Origin of the sequence: Embleya hyalina, assembly GCF_003967355.1 — a bacterium.
GTDB lineage: Bacteria > Actinomycetota > Actinomycetes > Streptomycetales > Streptomycetaceae > Embleya > Embleya hyalina.
Genome location: NZ_BIFH01000031.1, coordinates 70001 through 87567, shown reverse-complemented (window position 1 = coordinate 87567; position 17567 = coordinate 70001). Strand labels below are relative to the sequence as shown.

Below are 17567 nucleotides of genomic sequence, written 5' to 3'. Positions count from 1 at the left end.
ACATCACCCGTCCAATACCGAACCCTGAGCTGCTCTGAGTTTTGTGGAGTCCTTCAAGCCGGGTTGTGGTGCCCGGCGTAAAGGAGCACCACAAGCTGTGCCGGCACCACGCAAATACCCTGATGAGCTGCGAAAACGGGCGATCCGGGAGGTACGCACCTCCGGGCGTCCGGTCGCGCATGTCGCCCGGGACCCTGGGCATCCACAAGGAGGCCCTGCGGAACCGGGTCCGCCAGGCCGAGGCGGACGCGGGCGAACGCGACGAGCGGATGACGACCGGCGAACAGGACGAGCTGAAGCAACTCCGCAGGGAAGTCGCCGAGTTGCGGCGGGCGAACGAGATCCTCAAGGCCGCCTCGGTGTTTTTTGCCCAGGAGATCGACCGTCCCCGGACGAGGCCGAGCAGGTGATCGACCACCTGCGTGACAAAGGCCTCGGGGTCGATCCCGTATGCCGGGTGCTCGACCTGTCGCCGTCGACGTACTTCGCGCGCAGGAAGCGCCCGAAGTCCGCTCGACAACTGCGCGACGAGCAGCTCGTTGCGCCGATCGAGCGTGAGCACACCGACTCCGGCGGTACTTGTGGCGCCCGGCGGATCACTCGCGCCCCGGCTCGCAAGGGCCACTCGATCGCGCGGTGCACTGTCGAGCGGCTGATGCGCGAGCCGGGCATCGAGGGTGTCATCCGCGGCCGGCGCCGTCGCACCACGGTCCCCGAGCCTGCCGCGCCTCGTCCGCCGGACCTGGTCGACCGAGTTTTCGCCGCCGACGGCCCGGACCGGCTGTGGGTCGCCGATCCGACGTATGTGCGGACGTGGTCCGGCCGGGCATATGCCGCGTTCGTCCTGGACGTGTACTCCCGGATGATCGTCGGCCGGCAGATCGCCGAGCCTCCGCTCACCGAACTGCCGCTGGACGCCTTGGAGATGGCGCTGTGGCGCCGCCGCATAAAGAAGGACTCCGGCTTGGTCCACCACAGCAACCGCGGGTCGCAATACGTATCCATTCGGTACACCGAACGGCTCGCCGACGTCGGCGCGGCCGCCTCGGTCGGCTCGGCGGCGGACTCGTACGACAACGCGATGGCCGAGGCGCTCAACGGCACGTTCAAGGCCGAGCTCATCGAAATGCAGGGGCCCTGGCGGGACTTCGCTCAGGTGGAGCGTGCCGTGTCCGAGTGGGTGACCTGGTACAACGACGAACGCCTGCACTCCGCAATCGACTACATGCCACCGGTCGAGTACGAGCAGCAACATTGGGCCGAACAGGAGCAAACCACGCAGTCGGCGTGAACAACCGCAAACGGACTCTATAAAACTCGGGTCAGCTCAAGGGTCGTGTCGTTAACGTGTTGCCAGTAGACGAGTTGCTTCCTGAGGTCGACGAGCGCGATCACCACGGGCAGCGAATGGTCGCGCCAGTAGTCCACGTGGTGGGTCTTGCAGGGAAACCACCAGCCGGTGTTCGTCGGACGTTCGAAGAAGCTGGGTCCGGACTTGATCTGCACGGCCAACAACCGGCCGGTGACGTCGCGCGTGCCGGTTTCGTCGACGTCGTCGTCGACGACTTCGAAATGTGCGTCGATTCCGAAGTCGCTCACGGTCTGTTCCCGAAAGAGCCACCCCATCTCGCTCGCGCGCAAACCGACCAGGTTGACACCTCGTCGGTCGGTTTCGTGGTTGGAGTCGACCCTCATCGTCGCGTGCCTTCCCTACGCTCCACGAGGTCGCGGGGACACGGCGAGGGCTCGCGGGATGTCGAAGACCCGATCATGCCGGCACGACGGAGTAAGGGTGCTTTCACCCGACAGGCCGAATTTCGAGCCGCAGACAGAGGTCACCGCGTGACGTCTGTTCGTGACGCCGACGCCGGTCGCGAACGACGGCGCCGTGGCGAATCGGGCAAACCTGGCCTGTGACACCGGACTTGGGATCTGCGCAGGTCACCGAGGTGTCCGCCGGAGCCGGTGGACCCGGATGGCGAGCGGTGCGGGCGGGCGGTACATCCGACCGGGCGCCTTCACGGGGCACGGGTGCCGCCGTTCGGCACTGGTCAGGCTGTTGGCCTTGCTCGTCCCAGCAAGCCCACGTCACGCTGTTGAACGGCCCGGATCATCTCCAGATTGAAGTGGTAGACCAAACCGCCGAGTTGTCGCAGACGGGTTTCGAGGTCCGGGCGCAGCTGCCCTGCTCCTTTCCACAGGGCTTCCACCTCACGTCCGAGGTCCACGAAGGCGGCGCCGATCGTGTTGTCGAGCCGATCGCGCATTTCGGCGCCGTAGTAGCGCTGAACCAGGGCGAGGTTCCGGTTGATGCCGTCGTTCCACTCGAACAGCACCGCCCGGTACGCGTCCATGTGGGACTCGGCGAGCGCGCTGCGGGCTCCTGTGTTGGGTGGGGTGGCCTCGCCGGCAAGGAGCCGGAGCCGGTACAGCCGCCTGTCCAGGAGTCGGCTGATCTCCTCGAAGATCCGCAACGCGAGCTGCAATTCCTGGTCGGCGAGTTGGACGCGATACTGGTGCGCCCAGCTCTGTCGCTGGAAGAGAACCCCCAGCAGCCCGCCCAGCACCGTGGTCAGCAGGAAGCCGACCACGATCGGCATCACGTCCTTCCACACGACCGTCCCCGTCCCCAGCCGCCGCCGACAGGAACAATCAAACCACCGGGCGAAACCGACGCGCAGGCCCATCCGAAATCGCATCGGTACCACGACCACCCGCACGACGTCCCGACGTCGCGGCCGCGCCGGACGTCGATGGAGCCACCGCGTACCCGACGGCCGCCGCCTGGCCGCCGCGCACCGCCCGGTCCTCGGTGCTGCGGACGACGCGACCGGGCGAACCGCGCTCCTACCCGGACTCGCCACGGTCGCCGAGGCGTTGACCGCGCCGATGCTCGACACCACCGGAGGCATCGGCCCGGCGGGTCGACCGGGCCCGGCCGGGACGGCGGCGTGGTCGTGACGTACGTACGTCATCGGGGTCACATAGCTTGACTCTGTCGGTGATCTTGATAGATGGGACTCGACTGCCAAGCGTTCGGCAGGACTTCGGCCGGGGGGTGTCGTTCTGGTCCGGATAGGTCTGGAAGGCGGTCGGCAGTCTCGACGGAGAGGATTCCTCGGGGCGGCCGCTGAGGCTTCGATGTTGACGGCGATGGCTGTCAGCACGTGTTGCACATGGGCTTTCGATCGGCCGGGTTCAGGGAACGATTGCGGGCCGAGGTCGCTGCCGCGCAGCGGTGCCTGCCGGCTCCTTTGTCGCCCCGGTGGTGGCGGCAGATACGGACGGGCAAATCCCTTGGGTGGCACACGCGTTCGTTCCGGGACTGTCGCTGCGTCAAGTCGTGGCGCGACACATGCCGCTGCCGTGGACCAGGATGCCCTTGCCGGTGGGAAACGAACGGTGTCGATACGGGCGACACAATTTTTGTCGGTGCGCACGCACAGTTCCCCACCGTCCGGTCGGCATGGGTAGCGCAGGTCCGATGGCACACCGGCCACGAGGAACACCTGATGCTGCACATCGCCGTCGACGAGGACCTGCCCTCGGCCTCCGTCGGCCACCTGATGCGAACCCTGCTCGCCGAAGAGGTCGAACTCGGGCCCGAACCACCCGAAGGTCGCGATGCTCCCGCTCAGCACCACCACCCACGCCGACACCATCACCCGCCTCGACCGCCGAGGCCTGGCCCACGACGCCGGACCCGCGGGGCAACCGATGTGGCGTGGACGTATCCGCCTGCGGACCGCATGTGGTGCCCCCGTCGCCGGTATTGGGCGAGCGAGGTCCGCCTGTCGAGTCCCCTCGACACGGGTGGGCTCCCCGAGATCGGCCGCGCATACCGGGTCCGCCAGCGCCTCGCACGAGGCGGCGACGGCGTGGCCGCGCATATCTGGGCGGCGGCGGTCATCACCCGCCGGCAACGACCGCGGACGCCACATGGCGCAGCGCCGGCAGGGGCGGCTGGGCGGCTCACCGTGGGCAACCCCACCCTGACCGCGACCGGCAGCGTCTCGGCCGCTCTCCTTGCACGTACCGTGGTCACCCATCCCGAAACCGTCGCCCTCGCCCGCGCGTTGGTCACACTCCCCCGGGCCGTCTCCCGGACCCCCTGCGTGCCGGCGGCGTATCGACACGCACGGGCCCTGGAACACATCGCCGAACACCTCGAACTCCCCCGCCTGGTGGTCCCGCCCGACGACCTCCTGTGGGCGCGGCTCCACCACCACGGCTCGGCCTGACCGGCAACGACCCGCCTCCCGATAAGAGCCGACACCCAACTCGGGCCACCCACACCGACACCCCGAAACCCCCGCGAAAACCTGCGGCTACTTCACGACGCATCAATACATCACCGAGAAAACCGAAACCGTTCTCACGAAACTACGAGACCCCAGGCCACCACCACCGGACCCGCCCCGCGAAACCCCCGCCACCACAACCCGGGACCACCAACCCACCCGCTGGATTCTCAATTAATACACGAAACCCCAGACCAGCCATCAACCCACCCCACCACTGAAACGCTCCGCCACACCCGAACAACCAACCCGAAAGTCGCAAGGAAATACGACAGGAAGACCAGACAGGAAAACAAACGAGAGACACGAACCACCGCGCCCGCGACAACCGTTCGGCACCAACTCGAACCCAAGAGCCGCCGACCGGGCGTTCCAGACCAGGGCGGCTCCTCCGCTCACCGGTTTTCCCAACGAAACCGACGATCCTGCCCAGATCCCGCAAAACCACAGACCACAGGCCGGACAAAGCAGAACAAGCCACCAAAACCACAGGTCACACACCAAGATCCGAAGTCCCAGATCCTGCAAGTCCACTGGTCAGCGCATAATCGACCGACAAGATGCTTCAAAACAGCCGGGACGGAGCAGCTGGTCCCAACATGGCCTCGCCGACCGGCCGTGCGCGCTCGGGGCCGCGCGGGCGTGAACATCGCCACCACCACACGCACTGTGTCCACGTGGGAGAACGGCCGGCACGAACCCGACCCGCCCGCCCAGCGGTTGCTCGCGGTCCTGTTACCACCCCCGACCCAAATGACTCCACCACGACCACACACCGCGCAGCGGGCGACGCCATCGGCGCCGAATTCGACACCGCGTCGCCGGCCGAGGCACGGACGGCATCCCGGATCATGTCGGATACGCCGGGCCTGCGCACGCGCGGCCATCGCGGTGGCACCGGTCGGACGATCGACAACCGACATGCCCGGTGTGATTCGCTGTCGATCGGAGCACGAACGGCTGCCGGCGGAACTCGGCGCGCGCCGGTGCGTCCGTGTCGGTGCGAGGACTTCGTACTCCCGGCCCCGCGCACGACGCGGCACGACGACGGGCGGGTGGAGCCCTGCGGGCCCTCGGGCCGCCCGTCGTGTGGTCGCGCCTACTCGCAGTCGGGTGGGAGGGGTTCGCTGTCGGAGCCGGGGTCGCAGTCGTCGACGCCGGGTCCGCCGGAGAGCGTGTCCGTGCCGGGCCCGCCCTTGAGGTTGTCATTGCCGTCGCCGCCCTGGAGAACGTCGTTGCCGTCGCCTCCCCGCAGGTCGTCGTCGCCGTCGCCGCCCTCGATGACGTCGTTCCCGCCGCCGCCGAACAGTCGGTCGTTGCCGCCGAAGCCGCGAATGTGGTTGGCGGCGGCGTATCCGGCGATGGAGTCGGCGCCGGGTCCGCCGTTGACCTGCTCGATGTCGGCATGAACGTTGATCACCTTGGCCCCGGCCTGCCCGTCGTCGGCCACATCGTCCAGGGTGACCGTCAGCGCGGCGGTGGCGCTTTCGGTGAAACTGACCCCGTCCTCGCCGAGGCCGCCGCGGATGTCGCGCGGCGCGGTCGTGGTGAGATACCGGGCCACGAACCAGTCGTCGCCGTCGCCTCCGTCGGCGGACGCCCCCTCGTTCACAAGAATGGTGTCGTTGCCCGTTCCCCCCTCGATCCGGCAGTACTCCGCCTCGAGGTTGTCGTTGCCCGTGCCGCCGAGCAGCCGGCACGGCGTCTGCGCCGACCCCCACACGTACGCCCGGTCGTCCCCGTCACCGATGTCGACCACGACGCTGGAGACCCCGTCGCAGGTCGCCCAGTCGGTGTCGAACGGCGCACAGCCCTTGCCGAAGGCCACGCCGGCGATGCTGTCGTGGACTCCCCAGGTCTGCCCGACTCGTCGGTACATCCAGATGTTGCTCGTGGTACCCGGGGACGACGTCACGTGCAGGACACCGCCCTCCACGTACACCACCGTGGGCACCACGTACGCGGACGCGGCACCCGCCGCGCCCGCTGCCGCGGCACCCGTCGTACTCGCGCTGACGAGCAGTAGAGCCGCGGGCAACGCCCATCGACGTCCAGCGAACATGCACGATCCTCCCTTGGTGGTGATGATGTGTGTCCGATCGGGACACCGGGCGTCGTCGATCGCCACCACGCGCCGTGTCCTCGCACACCGGTCGTTGCGGGTCGGCGTGCGAGGAAGGGACCGCGGCGGAGCGGGCAGGCGCCCACCGGGTCCCAGCGTCCTCTACGAACTCCCTTTGCACAGCGCGCATTTCGGCCGATCCGCCGCCACGTGGCCGCGCCGGGATTCGGTGGCCCGATGCTCGACTCGGGCGTCTGCGTCGCGCTCGCCGTCATCCCTCGCAGTCGTCCGAGACGGTTCCGCCGTCCGCGCCGACGTCGCATTCGTCGACGCCGGTTCCGCCGATCAGGGTGTCGAAACCGGCTCCTCCCTTGAGGCGGTCGTTGCCGTCCCCGCCCTCCAGCGTGTCGTTGCCTCCGCCCCCGATCAGCAGGTCGTTGCCGCCCCCGCCGCGCAGGACGTTGGCCACCGCCGAGCCGGAGATGGCGTCGTCGCCCGGGCTGCCGTCCACCTGTTCGACGTCGGTGTGCACGTTGATCGTGGTGTTGCCTCGCGGTCCGTCGTCCCGCACGTTGTCCAACGTGACCGACACCGGCGCCGTGACGTAGGTGAAGTCGACGCGATCAGTACCCGCGCCACCGAAGATCTCCCGCGGGGCCGTACCGGGCAGATCCGAGACGAGGATGTCATCGTCGCCATCGCCCCCCAGGACCGTCGCACCGGCCCGGACCTCGATGTGATCGGCGTCCGCCCCCGCGTCGGCGCGACAGGCGTCGATCAGCAGGAAGTCCTTGCCCGAACCCGTGTTCACCCGGCAGTCCTTGCCGGTGCCGTCGACGTGCACCCAGTCGTTCCCGTCACCGGTGTCCACCACCACCGACGTGTAGCCCTGGCACCAACCGCCGCTACCGTCCTCCCGCACGCAGCCGTCGCCGAAAATGACGCCGGGCTTGCCGGGTGGTGCCCAGATCCGCGTTCTGCCTCCCAGCGGGTAGATCGAAAGGTCGTTGTCGGCACCCGGTAACGACGTCACGTACAGCACCCCGCCGTCGACATATGCCGCCGTGGGCGGCGCCATGACAGCCGACGGCGGCGCCGCCACGACCGCGACGCCCCCCGTCATTCCCATCGTGAACAGCGACATCGTCACCGTTCCCGCCACCTTGCGTCGTATCGACATGAGCGAACCCTCCCCGGTTCGTGACCGCGCGCCCGAAAAGAACCGGGGCACGACCGCGCCGTCCGTCGGCGCCGCGCGCTCGATGGGCGGCCGAAGAGACGGGAACCGAGCCGGTCCCCGCCGCCTCGAACACGGGTCGAATCACGCGACCTGGCGAGCGGATGCCCGCCAACTCTCAGCATCCTCGGGGCAGTTCGCCGGGCGCACGACGCAATTCAGCCGAACGTGCTGCCGGACTGCGGACTGGTGCGTATCGGTGGCGACGAACGCCCCGACCGGGACCTCGGATACGCCGGCACGGCTCGACTCGACGAGCAGAGGGCCCAGGCACTTCGCGCGCCGGCAAGGCCGTCGGACTCGGCAGGCGTGCCACTCCTCGACCGGAACGGACTCGTACACCCCCACGGGACGGGCGTTGGGTCTTGCCAAACACGACCCGGGTCGGTCGGGAGCGCCCCGAAGCGCCGCAACACCGCTGCATGGCTCCGTTGCCGAATCGGTCGGAAGTGGCTTCGTGGGCCGTCAGGCGTGGCGCTCGGCGAGGCGATCGAGGAACGCGGCGAGACGGCGGCCGGTGGCCGGGGGTCGGTCGGTTCGGCGCCACCGAAGCGGTAGACCTCGTAGCCGCGCAGGCGCAGTTCGCAGTCCTCGGCGACCATCTCGGTGTACGGGAGGGGTCCGCGCGTCCCGTGGGGTCGGCGTAGTGCCGGTGGCCGTCGCACTCGATCACGATCCGGGCCCGTTGCGGCAGCAGCAGAAGGAAGTCCATGCGCTGTCGGGCCAGAGGCGGGGCCGCGGGAGCGTGGCGGGCGCGGGTGTACGGGTCGTAGTGCAGATACACCTGGGGAATCAGGGCCGGAATGTCCGAGCCGAGGCGGATGCAGCGTTCCACATGGATGCGCGGCGGCCACCAGCGGGAGCAGGGAGGAGGGCGGGTGCCCGCGCACGCGCTGCACGTACGCGTCCGGGTGCACCAGCAGGGGAACACGAGCCACCCCGGAATCGTCTCACTCCCGCCTCGGCCGGCTCACCCCGTTTTCCGCGCGTCGACCGCGCCTGCCACTGGGGCGGCGGTGGGCTCGCACACGGCAGCCCACGACCGCGGTCGTGCGGACCGTGCAACCGTCGGCTCGGAAAGGCACCGGCGCTCCGGGCGTTTGAATTCTTCTCCTCGAGTCCTGGGAAAGGCGGAGCGAACCGCATCGCGGGTGGTCATGCGTACGGACCCGGCGAGGTGGTCCTCGACGGCGGCGGCACGGACAGGCGCCGTGACACTGCGTCCCGCCGCGTGCCGGCTTCGGTCGTCGTGAACCGTTCCCCCTCCCCCCGGTTGCGTCATCATGAGGTTTCGGACCGTGACGACCCGAGAAGGGGCGACCACCATCATGGGCGACCACAGCAAACCGGCCCCCGACCGTCCAAGGGCAACCCCCCGCCGGGCAACAAGGACGGCCGGCCCACCCCGGAACCGACCCCGGACGGCCGCCACAAGAAGGACCCCAAGTAGATGACCGACGTCCTGGAGGAACGCCGCCGCGCCCTGGACGAGGCGATGCGGACGCGCGGCGCGTGGCCCGAGGACGCCCCGTGGGTGCGCGACGCGTTCGACGCGCTGCCCCGCCACGCGTTCGCGCCCGACCGCCTGTGGGACTGGGACGGGAACGCCTACGTGCCCGTCGACCGCAGCGCGAGCCCGGGCCGGTGGGCCGAACTCGTCTACGCCGGGCCCGACGACGCGGCCGTCACCGAGATCACCGACGGCCTCCCCTCGTCATCGCTGTCGGCGCCCGCGGTCGTGGCGACCATGCTCGATTCCCTCGACGTCCACCCCGGCCACCACGTGCTGGAGTTGGGGACCGGGACCGGCTGGAACGCGGCACTGATCGCCCACCGCGTCGGCACCTCCGGGCGAGTCACCAGCGTGGAGGCTTCGACGGGACTCGCCGACGCAGCCGCCCGCGCACTGAACCGTGCCGGGGCCCGCGTCGACGTCGCGGTCGGCAACGGCAACCTCGGCCGGCCCGCAACGGCCCCTCACGACCGGGTGATCGCCACCTACGCCGTCGACCACGTCCCCTGGACCTGGATCGCACAGACCGTCCCCGGCGGCGACCTGGTCTTCCCCCTCGGGCGCATGGGCCACTTCGCCGTCACCGTCGCCGACGACCACCGCAGCGCCCGGGGCTGGATGCACGGCCTGGCTCAATTCATGAACGCTCGCGACATACCGGCGCCCGCCGCCACCGTCCGCTCCTATACGCAGGTCCGCGCCGGCCGCGCGCCCGACGACAAGCGGGGCGTCGACCGCGACATCACTCCCCTGCACACCGACGTGAACCTGCTGTGGGCGCTGCGCATGGCCCTGCCCGACGTCGTCTACGCCACCGACACCGACCGGGACGGCGTCAACGCCTGGATCCACGACGGCACCTCCTCCTGGGCCGTCGTCACCACCGAGCCCGACGGCGGCGCCCGCACCGAACAAGGCGGACCTCGCCGCCTGTTCGACGCGGTCGAAACTGCCTGGGACGCGTGGACCGCACACTGGCAGGTCAGCCGCTGGGACCACGGCATCACCCTCACCGAGCGCGAACAGTACGTGTGGGAAGGCGACCCCGACACCGGCCGCCGCCACCGACTCCCCTCGCCCGGATCCACCTGAAACCGCATTTATTGCCCTGTGGCCAAGCCCGGTGGCTGTTGTCTCCGCCCCCGTGTGATGCCGGACGGGGGGTGTGTGGGCGGGCCATGCGCCGATCAACGTCGCCCGTCGGGGCGGGGGTTGCGCTCGGGTCGCCGCGTGCGGTCCGGGGTGGGATCGGATCGGCCGCAGCGACGGCCCGGCGGCAACGGGCGCTCTTTCGCGTGGACTTGCCGCGGCGACGGGGCGGGGCCGCCGGGCGAGGCCCGTCCCGTGTCGGTCCACACACTCCTTTCGCGGGGTTTCCCACGCCGGGGCCGTTGCGAAACGCGTCGCGGACCCGGCGTCACGCCGCCGTCACCGACGCGACGGCCGCCGCCTCAGGGGAAGAGGCGGCCCGACCGGTGCATGCGGCGCGCTTCCTCACATCGACGCGCGTGGCGTGAGCGGGGCACCCAAGGCCCGCCGGCGGTCCGGATCCTCCCGGCGTGGTGTTCACCGAGGGCGGGGGTTGTCCGTAGCGAAACACGCGGCGAGGAAGGTACCGCTGTCGGCCCGGCGGGTGCGGGAGGGCCGGCACGGGCCCGCGGACACCCGGATTCGGCCGGCCGGCGGCGGGCGACGCGGGAAGGCCTGGGGTACTGACCAGCGCGTTCTCACGCCGACGCCACATGTGCGGCATGGCGTCGGCGCTGAGAATACGGTGCGGATCCTGAGAACCTACACACGCTGTAGGTTCTCGCTCCCGGTGTCGTATGCCAGGGCTGTGAACTAGACGTCCCCCAGTTGCCTCACGACGTGTCAGTCGGCGGCTGTCTCAGGACGATGCCAATTTCTCGGACTGCCCATCGGGCAGCGGCGTGTCGGCCACGAGCACCACCCCGGGCGCCGGGGTCTCAGGCCCGATCTGCCGCGGATCAACGCTCGACTCCGACGCGACGACCGGCGCCCAGCACTCGCCCCAACTGGCACCCCAACTGCTCGCCCGGTCATCTTCGGGGTCGAGGTCCTCGGGCCTGCCGGGGATCCCGAACTCGTCCAGCAGTCGGCGCTCGACACCGAACGGTTCGCCGAGCGCGAGTCCCGGATACTCGGCAATCCACCGCCTGACCACCCGGCCACCTTCGGCGATCAGCCATGCCTCGCCGTCGTTCTGCTCGCTGTGGAAGTATGCATGGGCTCGCCCGAACTCGGCACTCAACCGCCGGCAGAGCTCGGTGACATACGCGGTGCGCTCAAGGTACGGGAGCCCGACCCAAGCCCCAATCACCAGCGTCCACGCGTTGATCGGCGGAAGGATCACAACGGTCGAGAACCGCTCCTCACCGCTGTGCGCCACGTCGTCGACAAGATCCGCGCCCTCCGCCCATGTCGTCTCGCGGACGCCCGTGAGCCCGAGCAGCGCCGCCAACTCGGCTTGGCCTGCCCCGTACACGGCAATCCACGAGAGCCAGCACGCACGAATCGGCAACGGCGAACCAGGGGTCTCCACAGCCACCACCTAACCAGCACCCACCGACACGACGGCGCTCGCGCTGCATGCCCCCTCGCACGATCTGTGTTCCGTCGCAGTGCAGATGGCGATTGAGACACCTACGAGCTGGGCGGTTGCCATGTCGTTTGAGAACACGAGTTCCGCTGTTCGCAAACGACATGGCTTTTGCGGAAGCGGCGGTAGAGCGAATCGCGGGTGCCGAGGTTGCTGCAGTGCCGCGCGAAACGGCTCGCGGTTTGGCTGCGGTCGGCAGGTGGAATGCTCGAGCGCCGAAGCCGGACTCTGCGGTGGGGTAGATTCGGAGATTGACGGGCGTCTGGTTCGACCTCCGTCCACGGATGATCGGGTTGGCCGTGTTTCGAGCCGGCACCTGACCCGGGGGCGCCCGCCAGGCCCGCCGCCTGCCGAAGTTCGATCGCTCCCGCGCCGTTGTCAGGGCCGGAGTTGCCGTGCCCGCGGGTCGAAGCAGTTGAGGCCCAGCGACGAGGCAACCTCCGCTGCGTGGGCGGATGCCTCCTCGGCCATGCTCCAGCTCATGGAGAAGTAGATCAGCGGGCCGCAGGCAGCGCCGATCAGCGTCCCCGCCGACCAGGGCGAGTCCTCGTCGTCGTTCTCCGTGGGATCCGGCCACCGTTCCAACAGCGCGGCGACGAAGGCCGTGATGCGATCCGCCGGGGGAACCACGGGCTCCTCCGTGTCCATGTACCGGTCGTACAGATCGGCAAAGCACTCGGCCGCAGCGGCATTGTCTGCCGGCCGCTCGCCCTCCCACAGCAAGGTCGTAGCTCATCGACGCAACCTGCCATCCCCTACCGACAGCAGCCCAACCGACCGGATCTTCGAAAACCCCGAGCGAACCGGACCGGATGGCCCGAGACGGGACACCGCCAGAACAGCCAGGTACGCGAGAACCGGCCACCTCGCTATGAGACGCAGCGAGAATCCGACAACCCAGTCGAGACGAGACAATCTGCGAGTCTCAAGTCCGTGTCGGATCCGACTCTGATCCGACATCAGTTCTGAGATTCCGACATGAAATCCGAGACCCTACACACGCGGCGTGTAGTCGGCGGCGAGGTCGATGAAGCGCGCCAGGTGTCCCTGGAAGGCGACAGTGAGGCGGCCGGTGGGGCCGTTGCGATGTTTGGCCACGATGAGGTCGGCCTCACCCGCGCGCGGGGATCGCGGATCGTGCACGTCGTCGCGGTTGATCAGTACGACCAGGTCCGCGTCCTCCTCGAAAGCCCCGCAGTCCCTGATATCGCTCGGCCTGGGTTCCCGGGCCGGCCGAGTCTCGGGATCACGGTTGAGCTGGGCGGTGACTACCACAGGGATGCCCAGTTCTCGGGCGACGCGTTTGAGGGAGCGGCTGATCTCCTCGAGTTCGCCGTACCGGTTGTCGTACCGGCGCGCGGGGGCGAGTTCGTGGACGGTGTCGACGATCAGCAGGTCCACGCCGCCGCGGGTGCGCATCCGGTGGCATTGGGAGCGGATCGCGTCCACATCGGGTCGGGCCGTCGTGTCGACGGTCAGCGCGGCCTTGGCAACGCGGGGCATGGCTTCGGTGAAGGCCTGCAAGTCGTCGCCGGTCGGTCGCCGGTGGGTGAGGTGGTGCAGGGGGATGCGGCCCTCCGCGGACATCACGCGCCGCTGGATGTCCAGACGGCTCATCTGCGGAGAGAACAGCAACACGGGGCGGCCCTCGGCAACGGCACAGGACCGCGCGAGGTTGATCGCCAGGGTGCTCTTGCCGTGGGCCGGCCGCGCGGCGATCACGACGAGTTGTCCCGGGTGCAGGCCGCCGGTGAGGCGGTCGAGGCCGACCAGGCGAGTGGGGGCACCGCCCGGTCGGCCGCCTCCGAGGGCCGCTCACTGATCACCACATCCGGCGTGACATGACCGCGAGCGCGGTTGCGTGCGCGTTCCCTCGGGACGCGCAACGCCCGTCCTGTGCGCAGGCAGGCGACCAGCTCACGCTTGAGTGCCCCACGTCCTTGGACGAACAGCGCCTGGTGGATCGCCTCGTGCGAGATCCGCATGGACTCGTCATCGGGGAAGTCCGTCCCGAGTCGGCGGGAGATCCGCTCCGGGCTCCACGACGTCGCCCACCGACGGTCCCGACGGCGGGGCTTGTTCCGGCCCTTCCACCGCGACGCCTGCGGCCCTGCCGCGGGCGTGCCGTCCGGGAACCGGACTTCGCCCGCGAGGCGGTCCTGCACATACGTGCGCAGCCGCTCGTCGCCCGCCGGCTTCGCGGTCTTGGGCCGCCGCGCCGCCAACTCGGCCTTCCACTGCGCGGTCGACGCCCGGTACTCCAGCCGGCCGCCGCGCGTGGCAGCGTTGCGCCGCAGCTCCCGGGAGACCGTGGCGGGACCCCCGCCCAGGCGGCGCGCAATCTCGCGGACTCCCACGTCCTGGGCCTTGAGCAGCGCGATCTCCTCACGCTCGGCGAACGACAGGTATCCACCCGACGGCGGATCCGACTGCATCGGCGGCATGCCGCCACCCTTGCGGAACCACCGCGAACCGACCGGGCCCGACACACCGCACGCGACCGCGGCGTCCTCGATCGTCAAGCCCTCGGCGACCCTCGCCCGGAACGCCCGCTCCACCTCCCGCCGGGGAGGCGGACGACCCGGCGAACGCATCGCCGGACGCCCGGTGAACGGCGTAATCCACCCGACCGGTCTTCCCATGCAACACCTCCACATCCAAGTGTTGCGACGACCAGTTGAATCCACCCCCGCTTGTGTTAAGCACCCGACGTCAGTCGATGGTCACTCCCGTGACAGTCGAAACAATCACGGTCATCCACACCCCGACCAGCACACAAACACCCACACGACACCCGCGCCCCACTGACGACCAACCACCGCCACCACAACGCACACTCACAGGTGGCGAAGCACCGTCCCCAGCACGCGCTCCGCCGGAAAGTAGCCGGCTTGCCGGGAGTCGAAGCTGATCTCCTCGTTGTCGCCCAGCAGGACCAAACTGCTGACGGGGACCCGGGTTTCGAGCACTCCAGCCAGGGCGGGGAACCGGTCGCGCGGTACGGGGTCGCCCGGTGCGGCCGCCACACGCTTGATCAACCACTGCCGCCCTGTAATGGCGGGCGCCCGTGCAGTGCGCCCCACAGGCGGGCCATACCAGGCGGAGCCGGGAACCATCCCGGCACCGGGGTGTTCCATCACGATCACCTGCCCCGGCGAAGGGGCCAGGTCACGACGTACGAGGACCCGGTCACCATCGCGGTACGCCGGTTCCATGCTCGCCCCACGCACGGTTACCACGACCAGCCTGCGCGCCTGCAGTACCGAGACGACCAGGCCCGCCAGGCCCAGAAGCGCTGCCGGTGCTCCGCAAAGCAGCGCGACCCTGGTGACTCCGGCGACTCGCAGCGTACCGTCGCGCGGTCGCGTGGGGATCATCGGTTTCCTCCAGTGAAGACTGATTCGGCTTCCGGGTCGTCCTGGTAGCCGGTTGCCTGAAGCGTGAACAATCGGGCATACTCCCCACCGGTTGCCATGAGGGCGGCGTGGTCGCCCCGCTCGGCTACACATCCCTCGGAGAGCACGACGATAAGGTCGGCCTCGCGCACGGCGCCGAGTCGGTGCGAGATCAGCAGGCTGGTCCGCCCCGTGCGGTGCCGCCGCAGCTCGGCGTGGATCTCGTGCTCGGCCTCGGCGTCGAGTCCGGCGGAGGGTTCGTCGAGGATCATCAGGTCTCGTTTGCCCTGCTCGTCCCGCAGGAAAGCCCGAGCCAGGGCGAGCCGTTGCCATTGGCCGCCCGACAGCATCACGCCGGTGGCCGGATTGTCCTTGTCGGATTCCATGAAGAACATGCGAGACAGCAGCGTGTCGTAGCCGTGGGGCAGGCCTGCGAGCTTGTGGTGGATGCCCGCCCGTTTCGCTGCGGCCTGAATCGGCACACGGTCGTCGGGGAGGGAGTCCGGATTGTCGGAGGAACCCAGACCGCCCAGGGCTATGTTGTCCGCCGCCGTCAGGTCGTATTCCATGTAGTCCTGGAACACCGCGCCGATCCTCCGCCGCAGTTCGACCGGATCGGTGTCGCGCAAGTCCACGCCGTCCCACAGAATCGCCCCCCGGGTGGGGTCATAGAACCGGCACAGGAGCTTGACCAGTGTGGACTTACCGGCGCCATTCAGCCCGACCAGTGCCACCGCTTGGTCGTGGGGTATGCGCAGGCTGACGCCGCGCAACACCCAGGGATGCTCCTCCGAGTAGCGGAACCACACGTCACGCAGCTCGATCGCGTCGCGCAGCTCAGGCAGCGCGCGAGGTGCGGCGGGCACCGGCAGCTCCGGACCGGCCGTGGTGACCGTCGCGTAGTGTCGGAACATCAGCACCGCCTGGTGAGAGCGGGCCACCTCGCCGGCGAGTGCGGCGAGCGCGCCCTGCACTCCGCTGACCGCTGCCACGAACATGGTGATGCCTCCCACGGATAACGCCCCGGTCCGCGCCGCGCCAACTGCCCACAGCAGCCCACCGCCGGACACCACGGCGGCAAGTACTCCCAACCCGGCCTGGACGACGACCTCGCGCCTGTCCATGGCCCGCTTCGCGGCGTTGGCCGTACGGCGCTCGGTCAGCATGCGGTGCCGCAGAAAGGCACCGGCGCCGAACAGCCGTACCTCCTTGGCCGCTTCCACACTGGACAGCAACTGGCCGTAGAAGAGTTCCCGCCGCTCGACGGGACCGACATCCCAGAACATCCGCGCCCGCCTCCGCGACAGCGCAATTTCCGCAAGCAGAGTCGGCACTCCCGAGGCGAGCACCAGCACGGTCATCATCGGGCTGAGCAGAATCAAGGAGCCGAGGAAACCGGTGATGGTGAGGGCCGCCCGGGTCATGCCGAGGACTCCGTCCACCACCAGAGTGGGGGCCGTCCCGCCGGATTGCTGGGCCAACCGCAGCCGGTCGAGGAAACGCGGGTCCTCGAACCGGCTCAGTCCGACGAAACCCTCCACAGCGGTGAACAACCGGTCCTGGGCGACCATCCCCACCTCCCGGTCGATCCCCGCCCGCAGATACCGGGTCACCTGTGGAGCTACCGCGGTGACCAGTCCGGCCAGGGCGAGTCCCACTCCCAGCCCGGTCAGGGCCCCGACGTCGGCACCTGCGGCAAGGCGGTCCAGCACCAGCTTGGTCAGCCAGGCGACCACCACCGGAAGCAGACCCACGATCAGTGCCAGCGCCGCGTACAGCGCGAGTGTGCCGGGAGCTGCCCGGACGGCGAGCGAAAACGCGGCGACCGCCTGCCGCCCCGCGCCGGACCGCTTCTGCGGCTGCTGTTCGGTCACGAGGGCGGTCATGCGATGGCGAGATGGCCCAGCCGGACCTCGTCCTCTGTGACGACCAGCCGCCCGGCGCCGTCCCGGGCGACCATGAGCAAGGTCGGGTACGCCTTGGCCTGGAACGCGGCACTCAGCGCCCCGTCGTACTCCTCGACGATCACGCGCGCCACCGGAGTGAGCTCGGCGACGAGCGCGGCGGACGCTTCAGCGTCGCCGACCACCGTTGCCAACACCCGGTCGCGCCCACCGGGCAGCGTCGCCGCGAAGTCCAGGAACTTCGGCAGCTTCTCCTTGCAGGGCTTACAGGTGGGCGAGAAGAAGGCCACCAGTGTCTCACCGACCAGGAGGTCACGGGCGAGTTGTTCACCGTCCACCGTGGAGGCCGTGAAATCACCGACCTCCTCCCCCACCGTGATCGAGGCCCGGCCGTTGCCCGCACCGCCCACGTTGGCCAGCATCTCCGTGTGCTCACGCAGCCGCTTGATCACTCCTACCGTCAGGATCAGGTTGAGCAGGCACAGCGAACCCACGAGCGTCAGGGCCGCGATCAACAAGGGCATCGTGAATCTCC

14 protein-coding genes and 1 pseudogene are annotated in these 17567 nt (G+C 69.3%); 4 read left to right on the top strand and 11 right to left on the bottom strand.

What is annotated here, in order from left to right; genetic code table 11:
- Positions 1-179: 179 nt before the first annotated feature.
- Together EMA17_RS53015 and EMA17_RS33720 are read left to right on the top strand one after the other, a co-directional pair.
- Positions 180-410 carry a hypothetical protein gene (locus EMA17_RS53015; RefSeq protein WP_174861473.1) on the top strand — a complete coding sequence of 77 codons (231 nt, stop codon included), beginning with the start codon at positions 180-182 and terminating at the stop codon, positions 408-410.
- A complete protein-coding gene (locus EMA17_RS33720; RefSeq protein WP_126640973.1) occupies positions 407-1291 on the top strand; it encodes an IS3 family transposase in 885 nt (294 codons plus the stop codon). Before EMA17_RS53015 ends, EMA17_RS33720 begins: the two co-directional genes overlap by 4 nt.
- A 17-nt stretch (positions 1292-1308) precedes the next feature.
- Here EMA17_RS33720 and EMA17_RS33715 read toward each other — a convergent pair whose 3' ends face one another.
- Together EMA17_RS33715 and EMA17_RS33710 are read right to left on the bottom strand one after the other, a co-directional pair.
- Positions 1309-1695, bottom strand: a complete 387-nt coding sequence (locus EMA17_RS33715) for a DUF4365 domain-containing protein (RefSeq protein WP_126640972.1) — start codon at positions 1693-1695, stop codon at positions 1309-1311.
- A gap of 356 nt (positions 1696-2051) precedes the next feature.
- Positions 2052-2699 (bottom strand): hypothetical protein, encoded by a 648-nt coding sequence (locus tag EMA17_RS33710; protein ID WP_160161656.1) that lies wholly within the window; start codon positions 2697-2699, stop codon positions 2052-2054.
- 1278 nt (positions 2700-3977) lie between these two features.
- Here EMA17_RS33710 and EMA17_RS33705 point away from each other — a divergent pair.
- The gene (locus EMA17_RS33705; RefSeq protein ID WP_126640970.1) at positions 3978-4241 is read left to right on the top strand and encodes a hypothetical protein; all 264 of its coding nucleotides are present in this window, start codon (positions 3978-3980) and stop codon (positions 4239-4241) included.
- A gap of 1159 nt (positions 4242-5400) precedes the next feature.
- Here EMA17_RS33705 and EMA17_RS55525 read toward each other — a convergent pair.
- Together EMA17_RS55525 and EMA17_RS33695 are read right to left on the bottom strand one after the other, a co-directional pair.
- Positions 5401-6363, bottom strand: coding sequence for a calcium-binding protein (locus tag EMA17_RS55525; protein ID WP_126640969.1), 963 nt, complete (start codon positions 6361-6363; stop codon positions 5401-5403).
- A gap of 271 nt (positions 6364-6634) precedes the next feature.
- Positions 6635-7543, bottom strand: coding sequence for a calcium-binding protein (locus tag EMA17_RS33695; RefSeq protein ID WP_126640968.1), 909 nt, complete (start codon positions 7541-7543; stop codon positions 6635-6637).
- A gap of 1507 nt (positions 7544-9050) precedes the next feature.
- Here EMA17_RS33695 and EMA17_RS33690 point away from each other — a divergent pair.
- The gene (locus EMA17_RS33690; protein WP_126640967.1) at positions 9051-10205 is read left to right on the top strand and encodes a methyltransferase domain-containing protein; all 1155 of its coding nucleotides are present in this window, start codon (positions 9051-9053) and stop codon (positions 10203-10205) included.
- 796 nt (positions 10206-11001) lie between these two features.
- Here the strand turns inward: EMA17_RS33690 and EMA17_RS33685 are convergent.
- From EMA17_RS33685 to EMA17_RS33655, 7 genes and pseudogenes are all read right to left on the bottom strand, one after another.
- Complete coding sequence (locus EMA17_RS33685) at positions 11002-11682, bottom strand: hypothetical protein (RefSeq protein WP_126640966.1); 681 nt, start codon at positions 11680-11682, stop codon at positions 11002-11004.
- A 429-nt stretch (positions 11683-12111) separates the two neighbouring features.
- Positions 12112-12381: a hypothetical protein gene (locus EMA17_RS33680; RefSeq protein WP_307721578.1), complete on the bottom strand. Its 270-nt coding sequence runs from the start codon at positions 12379-12381 to the stop codon at positions 12112-12114.
- 345 nt (positions 12382-12726) lie between these two features.
- The gene (locus EMA17_RS33675; RefSeq protein ID WP_246127088.1) at positions 12727-13476 is read right to left on the bottom strand and encodes a DnaB-like helicase C-terminal domain-containing protein; all 750 of its coding nucleotides are present in this window, start codon (positions 13474-13476) and stop codon (positions 12727-12729) included.
- Positions 13477-13514: 38 nt separating this feature from the next.
- Positions 13515-14375, bottom strand: a pseudogene (locus EMA17_RS33670) (transposase); the annotation flags it as partial.
- Positions 14376-14570: 195 nt separating this feature from the next.
- Complete coding sequence (locus tag EMA17_RS33665) at positions 14571-15110, bottom strand: S26 family signal peptidase (RefSeq protein WP_126640964.1); 540 nt, start codon at positions 15108-15110, stop codon at positions 14571-14573.
- Complete coding sequence (locus tag EMA17_RS33660; protein ID WP_126640963.1) at positions 15107-17014, bottom strand: ABC transporter ATP-binding protein; 1908 nt, start codon at positions 17012-17014, stop codon at positions 15107-15109. The genes EMA17_RS33665 and EMA17_RS33660 overlap by 4 nt, the downstream gene beginning before the upstream one ends.
- The gene (locus EMA17_RS33655) at positions 17011-17556 is read right to left on the bottom strand and encodes a TlpA disulfide reductase family protein (protein WP_126640962.1); all 546 of its coding nucleotides are present in this window, start codon (positions 17554-17556) and stop codon (positions 17011-17013) included. The genes EMA17_RS33660 and EMA17_RS33655 overlap by 4 nt, the downstream gene beginning before the upstream one ends.
- Positions 17557-17567: the final 11 nt, after the last annotated feature.